The sequence below is a fragment of the Flavobacterium sp. LS1R10 genome (genome assembly GCF_003968825.1).
In the GTDB taxonomy this organism is placed as follows: Bacteria; Bacteroidota; Bacteroidia; order Flavobacteriales; family Flavobacteriaceae; genus Flavobacterium.
On sequence record NZ_RYDH01000005.1, the window covers coordinates 13,480 to 26,038 of the forward strand.

The 12,559-nt window shown below is 36.0% G+C and carries 10 protein-coding genes and 1 pseudogene; 3 read left to right on the forward strand and 8 right to left on the reverse strand.

Annotation, left to right across the window (positions count from 1 at the left end; genetic code table 11):
- Window positions 1–73: 73 nt before the first annotated feature.
- The 3 genes from cdd to porU all read right to left on the reverse strand — a co-directional run bounded on the left by cdd (window position 74) and on the right by porU (window position 5,679).
- Window positions 74–556 carry a cytidine deaminase gene (gene cdd / locus EKL96_RS09975; protein ID WP_126461638.1) on the reverse strand — a complete coding sequence of 161 codons (483 nt, stop codon included), beginning with the start codon at window positions 554–556 and terminating at the stop codon, window positions 74–76.
- Window positions 557–641: 85 nt separating this feature from the next.
- Window positions 642–1,814, reverse strand: coding sequence for a type IX secretion system outer membrane channel protein PorV (porV, locus tag EKL96_RS09980; RefSeq protein ID WP_126461641.1), 1,173 nt, complete (start codon window positions 1,812–1,814; stop codon window positions 642–644).
- Between the two features lie 37 nt (window positions 1,815–1,851).
- Window positions 1,852–5,679, reverse strand: coding sequence for a type IX secretion system sortase PorU (gene porU / locus EKL96_RS09985; RefSeq protein WP_126461644.1), 3,828 nt, complete (start codon window positions 5,677–5,679; stop codon window positions 1,852–1,854).
- Between the two features lie 208 nt (window positions 5,680–5,887).
- On the opposite strand from porU, the gene gldJ reads away from it, so the two are divergent.
- Window positions 5,888–7,576 carry a gliding motility lipoprotein GldJ gene (gldJ, locus tag EKL96_RS09990; protein ID WP_126461647.1) on the forward strand — a complete coding sequence of 563 codons (1,689 nt, stop codon included), beginning with the start codon at window positions 5,888–5,890 and terminating at the stop codon, window positions 7,574–7,576.
- Window positions 7,577–7,639: 63 nt separating this feature from the next.
- Window positions 7,640–8,923, forward strand: coding sequence for a UDP-N-acetylmuramoyl-tripeptide--D-alanyl-D-alanine ligase (locus tag EKL96_RS09995; protein WP_126461650.1), 1,284 nt, complete (start codon window positions 7,640–7,642; stop codon window positions 8,921–8,923).
- Window positions 8,924–8,954: 31 nt separating this feature from the next.
- Here EKL96_RS09995 and EKL96_RS14305 read toward each other — a convergent pair.
- Both EKL96_RS14305 and EKL96_RS14310 read right to left on the reverse strand, forming a co-directional pair.
- Window positions 8,955–9,218, reverse strand: a pseudogene (locus tag EKL96_RS14305) (glycoside hydrolase family 3 N-terminal domain-containing protein); the annotation flags it as partial.
- Window positions 9,219–9,269: 51 nt separating this feature from the next.
- Entirely contained in the window at window positions 9,270–9,479 is a 210-nt protein-coding gene (locus tag EKL96_RS14310; RefSeq protein WP_199739600.1) for a hypothetical protein, read from the reverse strand.
- Window positions 9,480–9,782: 303 nt separating this feature from the next.
- Here EKL96_RS14310 and EKL96_RS10005 point away from each other — a divergent pair, with 303 nt between their 5' ends.
- Window positions 9,783–10,538: an NUDIX hydrolase gene (locus EKL96_RS10005; RefSeq protein WP_126461653.1), complete on the forward strand. Its 756-nt coding sequence runs from the start codon at window positions 9,783–9,785 to the stop codon at window positions 10,536–10,538.
- 28 nt (window positions 10,539–10,566) lie between these two features.
- Here EKL96_RS10005 and EKL96_RS14580 read toward each other — a convergent pair whose 3' ends face one another.
- The 3 genes from EKL96_RS14580 to fabD all read right to left on the reverse strand — a co-directional run bounded on the left by EKL96_RS14580 (window position 10,567) and on the right by fabD (window position 12,504).
- The gene (locus EKL96_RS14580) at window positions 10,567–10,743 is read right to left on the reverse strand and encodes a chromate resistance protein ChrB domain-containing protein (protein WP_126461656.1); all 177 of its coding nucleotides are present in this window, start codon (window positions 10,741–10,743) and stop codon (window positions 10,567–10,569) included.
- 516 nt (window positions 10,744–11,259) lie between these two features.
- Window positions 11,260–11,511: a hypothetical protein gene (locus tag EKL96_RS10015; protein WP_197037213.1), complete on the reverse strand. Its 252-nt coding sequence runs from the start codon at window positions 11,509–11,511 to the stop codon at window positions 11,260–11,262.
- 117 nt (window positions 11,512–11,628) lie between these two features.
- Complete coding sequence (gene fabD, locus EKL96_RS10020; protein WP_126456372.1) at window positions 11,629–12,504, reverse strand: ACP S-malonyltransferase; 876 nt, start codon at window positions 12,502–12,504, stop codon at window positions 11,629–11,631.
- Window positions 12,505–12,559 lie beyond the last annotated feature (55 nt).

Below are 12,559 nucleotides of genomic sequence, written 5' to 3' on the forward strand. Positions count from 1 at the left end.
CCCGAAGGGTCGGGATGCAAAAATAAGACATTCCAACTTAGAACTAAAATTTAATAGGTAGTTTTTGGATTTTTTACAAGTATTTTTTGTCAAACATAAAAGGGAGCAGGTTTTTTAGGGATTCGGATTTGTAAATTGTACCAATCTCTCCCATGAAATAGATTTCAATAGGGGTCTCTTGCCGAATTTCATATTCGGCTATGGATTGTCTGCAAGAACCACAAGGCGGTATTGGGGTCGAAGTCGTATTAGTATCTGAAGCCGCTGTGATAGCCATTTTCAAAATTTTAGCCTCTGGATAGACTGCGCCTGCATGAAAAATAGCCACCCGCTCCGCACAAAGCCCGGATGGATAAGCCGCATTTTCTTGGTTTGAACCTAAAACGATCTTGCCGTTATCTAAAAGAAGGGCTGCGCCAACTCTGAATTTTGAATACGGGGCATACGCTTTTTTTCTAATTTCAACAGCTTGTCCCATTAAATTCTGAATGTCATTTGGCAAATCTTCAATGGCATCAAATGCTTTGAATTGTGTAGTAATTATTATTTCTTTCATACTAATTTGAGGAAAAAAAATCCAAACTTCATTCCGAAGCGTTCGGGCTGAAATTTGGATTATTATTGGTAAATTTTATTTATGTTTAATATTCTTCGTATTTATCTCCAAAATTGAAGGTAAGTGAAAAACGAAGGGTGTTTTCTAAAGGGTTTTTTACTTTTGATGCCGAGAATAAATACGAAACATCTACTTTGACAACATTGTATTTAAAACCTGCTCCAAGGGATAAAAATTGTCTAGCCCCTTTCAACGGACTTTCATGAAAATATCCCAAGCGCATGGCAAAGGAATCTTGGTACAAATATTCAGCACCTACCGCATAAGTTACTTCTTTTACCTCTTCTCCAAATCCATCAGGCGCATCACCAAATGATTTAAAAACACCAGATGCCCAGCCTATTGAACGGTAATTGTCATTGTTTTGATTGCGTTCTTCGGGAGCCACTGTGCCATCTCCATTCAAATCTGGATTTTGAGGAGTTGGAACTAATAATTTATTAAATTCAACATTTAAAGCAACCTTATTATAATCGTCTAATATAAAATCAAAACCAGTTCCAATTTTTAAATTAGCGGGTAAAAAATTATTATTAAAATCATCATTGTCATAACTAATCTTTGGACCTAGATTTTGAATGTTAAACCCAGCTCTCCATCTTCCGTTGAATTCATTGTACGCCAGTTCTTCGGATTGGTAAAAACCGGCTACATCAACAGCAAATGAACTGGCAGATGTGGCGTCGTTATTTTCGGAAGCAATTTTTAAATTAGAATTTATAAATCGTCCTGCAATCGCCATCGAGAATTTCTCGCTTAGTTTTAAGGAGTAGGAGCCGTCAATAGCAAATTCATTAGGCGATACGGTTGGAAAGGTTTCTGTAGGTTCGCCAGTTCTGCGTAATTCAATATCGCCCCATCCAAAATAACGAATGCTTCCTGCAAAAGCACTTCGGTCATTCAGTTTTTGATAATAGGTCAGTTGTGCTAATGCGATATCATTTACCAGATCAGTAAGGTATGGCGTGTAACTTATTGAAAACCCTTGCGCATCTGTGGCAAATGCATATTTTGCCGGATTCCATTGCTGAGAAAAAGCATCGGCTGATGTGGCAACCCCTATATCTCCCATACCTGCAGCTCTTGCATCGGCAGCGACTAATAAAAATGGAACTCCAGGGTTTATGACCCTATTATCCTGAGCTTTTGCAAAGGAAACCATAAATAAAAGGGTAAAAATCAGTATTGTTTTTTTCATTATTTCAGAAGGTTTGTTAAACAAATATAGTATTTAATTAAAGGATTACAAGTTTCTCATATTTTTCGGATTTCTTGTTGGTTAGGCTTGATTTTACAGTGAGTTTATAGATATAGACTCCCTTCCCTATTCGGTCTCCAAAATCATCTTTGCCGTCCCAAGTGATTTCTTTGGATAAAAAACCGTCTGTCGTGACGATTTGATTCCTTGTCCAAACTATTTTCCCTGTTATTGTCATTACTTGAACCTGAACGTCTAATGGTTCAAATGGTCTGTTGTGCGTAAACCAAAACTCCGTATAGCTGACAAATGGATTGGGGTAATTTAGCACATGTGTCAATGTTATGGCATCATCACCCACTACAATAAACTGAATTTCTGTGGTTACGGGATTGTTGTACACATCCCAAGCTTTGAATGCGATTGTATGCAACCCGGGAGCTAAATTGCGCAACGGAAACCGAAGCGTTCCACTGGTGAAATCATCCAGTTTTGTTTGATAATAGTCATTTAATACAAAGGGATTGCTTACATCTCCATCTAAAATGGCAACAATATCATGGCCTATTCCGCTGGCTGTATTTATGCCGTTTTCATCTTCAAGTAACGCAACAAGAAACGGGGATTCATTTGTTATTCCGCCAGAAACAAAAGTCTCGTCATTCATGTATAACTTCACTGTTGGGCTAATATTGTCTGTTGCGGCATTTTCGTTTATTCCGCCTATTTTTATGGTAGCATCATATCCGGTTTCGTTTTGTAATACTTCATTTTTTTTGGCATAAAAGCTAATTCTTCCGTTTGCCAAAGGGATTCTGATGTCTCGGGGTACAACAAAGCTAAATTCAAATTCACCGTTTGTAACCGATGCATTTCCCCGGAATATGGTTTCTCCTAAAACATTAAAATTCATGACTGGACTATTTCCGTCATTATTATAGGTTGCTCTTGAAATGGTTTTGTCAAAAATAGTAGTGGAAACTTCACCATTATAGTTGGTCAAAGGATTGTTGTTCTCATCCGTAACTTCGCCGGTCAACTTGATTTTAGAGAGTGATTTGAAGTCCTCAATACTTTGGGTAACGGCTATGTCATTCACTTTTGTTAATCTAATTTTTGGTCTGGGGACAGCGAGCATTAATGCAGGGTCGCCAATGTAAAAGACGACATTGGTCGCTGAATTGGGATTGCTGTTTTTCGAAATTCTCAGTGCTTCTGCAATAGATAAATATTGGTTTGAGCCGTATGATAATAAATTTTTAGTAAAAACATCATTAAAGTTTTCGGCACTAAACTGACCAATGGAACGAATCGTTGTAATCATGGCTATTGCCCCGCCTTTTGGGTTCCAGTACGTATATTCCCCAGCTGTAGGTCTAAAGGGATTGTCAAAGCGGGAAAATTCACAGGTAATAGTGATGAATAATGGATATTTGAATTGATTGCTTAAATTTTGTCCGTCTGATTTTTCCCAAATCCGCTCGCTTGATAAACCGTCTTCGCCACCATGACCTAAATAATTAAATACTAAAGCGCCTTTTTCGAAAGCATTAAAGAAATCGGCTCGTGCTTTAGGGTATCTGGATCCTCCTGCAGCGGCTTCCTGAATGTAGGAATCCAAGAGGATTTTATTGACATTCAAAAAAGGTTTTTCGGTAGCAATGGTATTTGCAAGCGTATTTTGTCTTTTTTGCAAAGTGGCATCGGAGGCAATATCTGAATCATCAGAAATTAAAACAAAATTATTTCTCCAGCTTCCGTAAGATTTTATGTCGTGATATTCAATTACTTTATTCACCATTTCATCCGCCTGTTTGGAGTCGTTCACCAGCATTCGGCCTACTGCAATATCGATTCCCCCAAAATAGGAAATAACATTTCCTTCTGAAGGATCCATTAGTCCAAAAAAATCATCAGAGGCAAAAGAGGATTCTCCCGATGTATTGCTATTTAAAGAGTGATAAATAGGGACAACATTGGTATTGTTGATGATTCTGTTTTTGAAATCGTAGGAAGCATCGCCAAAAAGGTTAATGAATTGTATTCTTTTTTGTGGTGTTGAAGCATTTTTATAGATGTATTTAATGCAGTTTCTTATAGCAGCGACATCCTGTTTGCCCGAAGAAAATTCTTGATATATCGATTCTAAAGGGATTACTTTTACATTCAAATTAGAATAATTGCGGTGAAAACCGGCTAGTTTTTCAGCTTGAGAAACTAAAAATGAAGGCGAAATAATTACATAATCGATATCTTGAAATTGACCCAGACTATTTTTGAATAAGGTTCCTTTTAGGTTTTGATTCTGGACCGTTGATCTGCTTTCTTTTAAAGGAGTATAATAATCCAAGGCCTCTACTGCAATGTACTTTCTGAGTTCTCCCAAACCTGCTTTGAAATTGACTGTATTTTGATCTACATTTTCGATTTTAGTTGTATTGTAGCTATCCGTAACATCCCATATTTGAGAGATTCCCGCTGCATTTGAAATAAGATAATTGACAATTCCGGTCTTTGCGCCGGATTGATCGTATTGAAAATGAAACTGTTTTCCGTATCCTTGAAGTTTTCTCTTGGCAATTAGCCTAATATTATCCAGAAAGCCTTTAGAGCCCGGAACGCCATTGTTGTTGTATTTGAGCTTTATTTTGACCGTTTCGGCCCCATTGAATGAGGCGTTAATGGGTAAAAATCCCAAAACAAATTCAGTTTCTGAATTTTTATTCAGCGCAGGAAACGAGATGTTTCCAACTGAAATTCCGTTTGCAGTCACAGTAAATGAAGTAGGTGTAAAGGCGGCTGAGGCTGCTGTCAGCATGATTTTAACGGGTGATGTGGCGTCAAAATTAGGAAAGGTAAAGTCAAATTCCTGTTCGTTTTTAACCTCAAATGATTCGCCAAGCCATTGACGGCCCAATCGGGCAATGTTTGCCAGATCTACTTCATGGTGTTGGTGATCATCAAAGGAGGTTAAAGTCAACGTGCTGTTTCCGGCAGGTTGACTTAAAGGAGCCATTCTTTTCCCGTCAGCACCTTGCGTTGTAATGTAGTAATACGATTTTGTGTCATATAAGTTAAGGTGTGTTTTGCTTTCCTCATTCCAAGTATCAACGCCTTCACCATAAAAAAGAATGTAATCTTCATTGTTGAAAATGCCGTCCCCTTCGCCATTTATTTGAATTGCATTTTCGATCAAGTCATTTGGATAGTAAATGTTGTTGGACAGTGGTGCCATTCGTCCACCATTGCCGTATATTTTTATTTTTCGGGGGTCAGCGGTAACATCAAGTCCGAGTTGTTGCAGAAAGCTTTTAGAGATTTTATACACGCCCGATTTTTCAATATAAAATCGAAACCAAGTACCGCTCGATAAAACCGAATTAGAAATGCCATTAAACGTTTTTTCGGAGGGTGAAATTCTAGAAGCGTTACGCTCTATTTCATACGAAAAGGATTTGATTCGTTTGAATCCGAAATTATCTTTAATTATTGGTGTAAGCTCAATAAAGGCATTCTTTAGCTCTCTGGAATTACGTATTTGCAAAGACGAACTTACTGTTTTAGGAAGGTTTGCAATATCTAAATCTCCGAGTTCAGCAGCAGTAATCGATTCGTAAATTATATTTGTAACTTGAATTTTCCCTTCGTCAAAAGAGACTGGTTCATTTATTTTTAAAGTAAAAAGGAGCGTTTTGGCAGTAGCATTATAATGGAAACTATTTCCTAAAAAAAAAGGGATCGTAACTTTGAAATCACCATAGGACATTTCTTTTTTTTCTAACCAATCGATGGTTGCATCGCCTTTGATTTGGGCAAAAGAAATGAACGGAAATAGGACTAAATAAGCCAAAATAATTTTTCTCATTATTTTTTTAACGGGATTAATAGACAGTTATTATTAATCAGTAAAAATAAATCATTTCATGTTATAGTAAATAATAAATATTATAAATTTGCGTTCGTATATATAATTTGTTGTTAAAATTGGTTTTTTGAAAATAGTAAGAAAGATCGATGTTGATTAATTGATAATTATTATATTGCGCCACTAAAATTATTACCCACTAAAGAGTATGAAAGCAAACAGAATTATGAGCTTACGATTGTTAATATCAATCCTGTTTATTATTGGTTTTTCCAGTTGCAGTAAAAAATCTAGCTCAAAGAATACTTCAAGAGCGACTGGTTGGAATATGGACAGTAAAAAGGCAGGTTCAAATAATAAGAAACAAGTAGCAGGTCCGGGATTGGTTTTTGTGGAAGGAGGTACATTTACCATGGGTAAAGTGCAGGATGATGTTATGCATGACTGGAATAACACCCCAACACAACAACATGTTCAATCTTTTTATATGGATGAAACGGAGGTAACGAATTCAATGTATTTGGATTATTTAGACTGGTTGAAAAATGTGTATCCACCAACGGAAGAAAATTATAAAAATATATATGAAGGTGCCTCGCCAGACACTTTAGTTTGGAGAAATCGATTGGGCTATAATGAAACAATGACCAATAATTACTTAAGACACCCTTCTTATGCAGAATATCCTGTAGTAGGTGTAAATTGGATTCAAGCAGTCGAATTTAGCAATTGGAGAACCCAACGTGTAAATGAAGCGCTTCTGGAAAAAAACGGATACCTTAAAAAGAATGCAAAAACACTAGATGTGACTGCAGACAGCAATTTTGATACTGAAACCTATTTAAATTCACCGACCTTGGCTTATGGAGGAAATGAAGATATTGTGTTAAAAGGAAGAAAAGGAGCCAGAAAAACTCCTAAAGCTGGAAAAAACGGGACGGTTGTAGAACCAAAGAATGTTTATGCGCAGCGTTCTTCCGGAATTCTTCTTCCGGAATACAGGCTTCCTACAGAGGCGGAATGGGAATATGCAGCTGCAGCCGATGTGGGACAAAGAGAATATAACATATACAAAGGGCAAAAAAAATATCCTTGGTCAGGCGGGTACACGCGTTCCGGCAAAAGACAAAGTAAAGGGGATCAATTGGCTAATTTTAAGCAAGGAAATGGTGATTACGGTGGAATCGCAGGTTGGTCTGATGATGGGGCTGATATTACAAATGAAGTAAAAAAATACCCTGCAAATGATTTTGGATTGTACGATATGGCCGGAAACGTAGCTGAATGGGTTCAAGATGTTTACCGACCTATTATCGATAATGAAGCAAATGACTTTAATTATTTCAGAGGGAATCAATACACTAAAAATAAAATTGGTGAAGATGGCAAAGTAGAAATTGTCACTAAAGACAATATGAAATTTGACACTTTAAGCAACGGAAGAATCATTGCCAGAAACTTTCCAGGTCAAATCGCTCAGGTACCCGTTGACGAACAAGAGACTTATCTGAGACAAAATTTTAATAAAAGTGATAATATTAACTACAGAGATGGAGATAAACAATCTACTAGATATTATAATTTTGGAGATTCAGAATCAGATGACGAGAAAACGAAAGAAGAAAAAAACATGTATAACTCCCCAATACACAATGTGACTACGGACAGTTTAGGGAACATGGTTAGGAAATATGATAAATCAAGCAAAAGAACAACTTTGATAAATGACAATGTCAGAGTTTACAAAGGAGGATCCTGGAGGGATAGAGCCTATTGGTTAGATCCGGCTCAAAGAAGGTATTTTCCTCAGGACATGGCCACAGATTACATTGGCTTTAGATGTGCGATGTCTAGAGTAGGAGCAAAAGCAGATAAAAAAAGATCAGCCAGAAATTAATTTTTATATAAATACAAACAAAAGCCCTTTGATTAGGGCTTTTGTTTTTTTAAATCGTTTCAAATGGATATTAATTACATTCATAGTTTGTTTTTGCAATGCAACTCAGTTTCAATTGACACCCGCAAGATTGAGCCAAACTCCTTATTTGTTGCCATAAAAGGAGAGCGTTTTGATGCTAACACTTTTGCAAAAGAAGCATTAGAAAAAGCAGCTGCGTATGTTATAATTGATGATGAATCTTATTTTATTGATCAAAGGACTATCTTAGTTGAAGATAGTCTGGTCGCGCTGCAGGAATTAGCAAAATACCATCGTGAATATTTAAAATTACCTATAATTGCGCTTACGGGAAGTAATGGAAAAACAACCACTAAGGAACTTATTCAGGTTGTACTTTCGAAAAAATTTAAAACCAAAGCAACCGTTGGCAATTTAAACAACCATATTGGGGTTCCATTGACACTGCTTTCTTTTACTTCAGAAACTGAAATAGGAATAGTTGAAATGGGAGCAAATCACAAAAAAGAAATTGAATTTCTATGTGAATTAGCAACACCGGATTATGGGTATATCACTAATTTTGGCAAAGCCCATTTAGAAGGTTTTGGTGGTGTAGAGGGCGTTATTGAAGGCAAAAGCGAAATGTATCAATACCTTTCAAAAAAAGACAAGCTTGCTTTTGTTAATTTGGAAGATACAATTCAAGTTGAAAAATCAAAAAGGTTACACTCATTTACTTTTGGTATAAATAAAACAAATGCGGATGTTAATATTACTTCGATTAAGGCAAATCCTTTTGTAGAAATATGTTATTTCGGATTGGAAATAAAATCCCACCTAATTGGGTTGTATAATGCCAATAACATCAATGCAGCGCTCACTATTGGTAAGTATTTTAGTATCGATGATATCGCAATAAAAGAAGCTTTAGAAAGCTATGTGCCTGAAAACAACAGATCACAGTTGTTGACAAAAGGAACTAATCAAGTAATTCTAGATGCCTATAATGCAAATCCGAGTAGTATGGCTGTAGCTATTGAGAATTTTCTACAGCTAGAGGATTTAAATAAGGTTATGATTTTGGGCGATATGTTTGAGTTGGGACAGGAAAGTCAGCAAGAACATAAAGCAATAGTTGACCTTCTTTTGAACGAAGATAAAGTGAAATGTTATTTTATAGGTGCAGCATTTTATACCAATAAACAGGAGAAAAGTAACTTTTGGTTCTATAGTACATTTGAGGAATTTTCTAATGATTTACCAATGATAACATTCAACAATAGTACTATTTTGATAAAAGGATCGAGAGGAATGGCATTGGAACGAACGTTAGATTTTTTGTAATTAAAAAATATTTTTTTTAATAAAAATGCCATCATATTAAAGTTATGATGGCATTTTTCATGGAAGTTCCCACGCCTTGACTTTGAAGACCATTGATAAAACTAACAGCAACTTTTCCGGCTAAAACTGGATCTTCAGAAAAATATTCGAAGTTTCTTCCGAGAAGAGGCGATCGCTTCATATTTACTCCGGGGTCTAATACTATTTGAAGATCGTTAGTCTGAGATTCGATTTCTAGGGTTTCACCCATTTTTTGTACCAATGCTGGATTCCAGGACGAAGCAAGTGCCGATGCAGTCGGAAAACAATGGAAGGGACACTATTAGTAAAGTCGAAACCTTCTGCTTTACGCAAACCAAACGGTCCATCCGTCATAAAAATAGTAGGAATATCCAGTATTGAACAGCTTTTGTGGACTAATCGGTTTCGCCGGAACATAAAAAAGCTTTTCTTCTAAACTCATTTGAGCTACTAGTTTTTTTGCCTTAGCTCGATAATCTACATCTTGAGCATGCGATTGGGAGATTGATATCAGTCCAAAAAGTAATAAAAACATTTTTTTTTCGTCTTTTACTGGGTTGTTTTTGAATTATTGAGTTCGTTAATTAAATTTATTATTTTGACGCATTGCGCATATTTATTTGATTCGTAATGCATTTTGTATAATTTTTTTAGACTATTTTTAGTACAGATGTGTTTTTACACAATCGATTTGTACTATTATTGCAGTGTTTTTTCTTTTCAATAGAAAAACACTGCATTGAGAGTTTTGAAAAAGTGATGTTCTTTAATTTTCTTATAAAAATGAGCTAAATTGCAACACTAATAAATTATATTTTAATTATCAGAAAATAAGTACATGTTAAAAAATATTTTAGACAATAAGGAAAACTATCAGCCCGGTTTATCAATAGATTGTGTGATTTTTGGATTTCATGACAATCAGCTAAAAGTGTTATTGATAAAAACAAAGTACAGTGATAAATGGGCTTTGCCCGGTGGTTTTGTGCCTATAAATGAGGATATTGATCAGGCTGCTGTCACTGTTTTGAATAGTAGAACGGGACTAAGGGGGATTTTTCTGAGACAATTTTCAACTTTTGGAGCAGCCAGAAGGTGTAATGTTGATGTCAGTAATACTGTTTTAGATTTTTACGGAATACCTTTAGCGGAAGGCAAATGGTTTGCCAGTCGTTTTGTAACCGTTGGGTATTATGCCTTGGTTGATTTTTTAAAAACGATTCCGCAACCCGAGGGTAACAATGAAACGGTGGAATGGATTGACCATAATGCGGTGCCGGAATTAGTTTTAGATCACAAGGAAATTTTAGATAAAGCATTAGAAACACTCCGCATGGAATTGAATTTAATGCCGGTAGGCTATAATTTATTACCCGAAAAATTCACGATTCCTGAGTTGCAGAAATTATATGAAACCATCTTAGGCAGAAAACTCGACCGTAGAAATTTTTTACGTAAGATAATGGCAATTGGGATATTAAATAAGCTGGACGAGAAGAAAAGTAATGTAGCCCACAAAGCCCCTAATTTATACCGTTTTGATAAAGAAAAATACGAAGAGGTTGTTAAAAACGGGTTGACGCAGGGGTGGTAAATTAAAGAAAAGGCATAAAAAAACTTCATTAGAAATAATGAAGTTTTTTGTGGGCGATTAGGAACTGTTTTCTAACCATTTTATGCAGGATTTGAAGAAATAACAATTTATAAATTATTTCAGCGTTTTTGTCTATAAAAGTTTTGATCAACCAAGGACTGGCTATTCTATCAATTTTAGGGCGTTCTCTAGTAATCCATTTCATTTGAAATAATATAAAGGAAATTTTGCTCCTTAAATAGTAAGCTAATCTACATTTATTTATCTAGGTTTCAAAAAAACACTTACGAATCAATTGTTCAAGAGCTAAGATTAGAGATTGATTATTTCGACAATGGATCTTTATACAAAAAAAGATAAAACAAATAAATATCAGTCTCTTTAATATGACTTTAGGATATTCGAATCAATAATCTTAATAAATTTAGGGGTTATCAATTGTATAACCAAACTAACCTCTAAAATTAAATGACTTGGTTATTTGAATTTTGTGCGCGATAGAGGATTTGAACTCCCGATAACTTCGGGTAGAATCGTAATGTTATGAACCATTTGAGCTTATTTTTATTTGAAATTAATTCTTGAATTTTAACCCGATTTTCCAAGATTTAACGTTGTACCTCTTTATTAATTTACAGTATGCCACTCGATGACGGGTTGTATACTCAATTTAGAAACAAGGCTGTCTGGGAATTACTTTCTGGGCAGCCTTGTTTTTGAATTATTCTTTTCCGGATTCCTTCAGTTTTTCAGCAGCCTGATTTATCTTGTCAGCTCCTTTTTTAAGAATTTCTCCTGCTTTTATTCTGGTAGAATCAGCGGCAGCATCAACTTTTACCGCTGCAGTATCGATAGCTCCTTCCATTTCATTACTAATGGCCTCTCTAGCTTCTTTCACTTCCTCTTTTGTTTCTTCTTTACAAGAAGTCATTAAAGTGGCAACAAATACTAATCCTAAAAGTGCTTTTTTCATTATATTTTCATTTTAAAAAATTGATAATTGAGTACATTCATCGTATAAAGATAAACAAAATCGCTACAAACATAAGTTTGGGGAAATTTCGTTTATTGGACACCAATTACCACTATTTTATACATTAGCGGTAACAGCGTCTCTGTCAATTTTCCCGATCAATCCTGCTAATACTTTTCCAGGGCCTACCTCAGTAAATGAGGTTGCTCCGTCTTGGATCATTTGCTGTACTGATTGTGTCCACTTTACGGGAGCTGTCAATTGAATGATTAGGTTTTTCTTAATTTCTGCGGGGTCTGATACTGCACTGGCTGTTGTATTTTGATATACCGGACAAATAGGAGTTGAGAACGTTGTTGCTTCAATAGCTGCGGCCAGTTCTTCACGAGCCGGTTCCATCATTGGAGAGTGAAAAGCACCTCCAACAGGCAACAATAATGCACGTTTTGCACCAGCGCCTTTCATCGCTTCACACGCTTTTTCCACTGCTGATGTTTCTCCTGAAATCACTAATTGTCCTGGGCAGTTGTAATTTGCAGGGACTACAATTCCGTCAATCGAAGCACAAACTTCTTCTACAATGTTGTCAGCCAATCCTAAAACGGCCGCCATAGTCGATGGTTTTATTTCGCAGGCTTTTTGCATAGCTAAAGCTCTTTGAGAAACCAGTTTCAAGCCGTCTTCAAAAGATAAAGTACCATTAGCTACTAAAGCTGAAAACTCACCCAATGAATGTCCCGCTACCATTTCTGGTTTGAAATCCTCTCCTAATGTTTTTGCTAAAATCACCGAATGCAGGAAAACGGCTGGTTGTGTCACTTTGGTTTCTTTCAATTCCTCGGCTGTTCCTTCAAACATGATGTCTGTGATGCGGAAACCTAAAATTGCATTGGCTTTTTCGAATAATTCTTTTGCGAGAGCAGAATTTTCATACAAGTCTTTACCCATTCCTGTGAATTGCGCGCCTTGACCTGGAAATACGTATGCTTTCATGTTTTTATTTTAAAGATTGAAAAAAATTAAAGACTGAAAAATGAATTCCAATCAG

What these genes read in the sequence shown, in the direction of transcription:
- cdd (WP_126461638.1), bottom strand. Translation starts at nt 556, where the DNA reads ATGAAAGAAATAATAATTACTACACAATTCAAAGCATTTGATGCCATT.
- porV (WP_126461641.1), bottom strand. Translation starts at nt 1,814, where the DNA reads ATGAAAAAAACAATACTGATTTTTACCCTTTTATTTATGGTTTCCTTT.
- porU (WP_126461644.1), bottom strand. Translation starts at nt 5,679, where the DNA reads ATGAGAAAAATTATTTTGGCTTATTTAGTCCTATTTCCGTTCATTTCT.
- gldJ (WP_126461647.1), top strand. Translation starts at nt 5,888, where the DNA reads ATGAAAGCAAACAGAATTATGAGCTTACGATTGTTAATATCAATCCTG.
- EKL96_RS09995 (WP_126461650.1), top strand. Translation starts at nt 7,640, where the DNA reads ATGGATATTAATTACATTCATAGTTTGTTTTTGCAATGCAACTCAGTT.
- EKL96_RS14310 (WP_199739600.1), bottom strand. Translation starts at nt 9,479, where the DNA reads ATGTTTTTATTACTTTTTGGACTGATATCAATCTCCCAATCGCATGCT.
- EKL96_RS10005 (WP_126461653.1), top strand. Translation starts at nt 9,783, where the DNA reads ATGTTAAAAAATATTTTAGACAATAAGGAAAACTATCAGCCCGGTTTA.
- EKL96_RS14580 (WP_126461656.1), bottom strand. Translation starts at nt 10,743, where the DNA reads ATGAAATGGATTACTAGAGAACGCCCTAAAATTGATAGAATAGCCAGT.
- EKL96_RS10015 (WP_197037213.1), bottom strand. Translation starts at nt 11,511, where the DNA reads ATGAAAAAAGCACTTTTAGGATTAGTATTTGTTGCCACTTTAATGACT.
- fabD (WP_126456372.1), bottom strand. Translation starts at nt 12,504, where the DNA reads ATGAAAGCATACGTATTTCCAGGTCAAGGCGCGCAATTCACAGGAATG.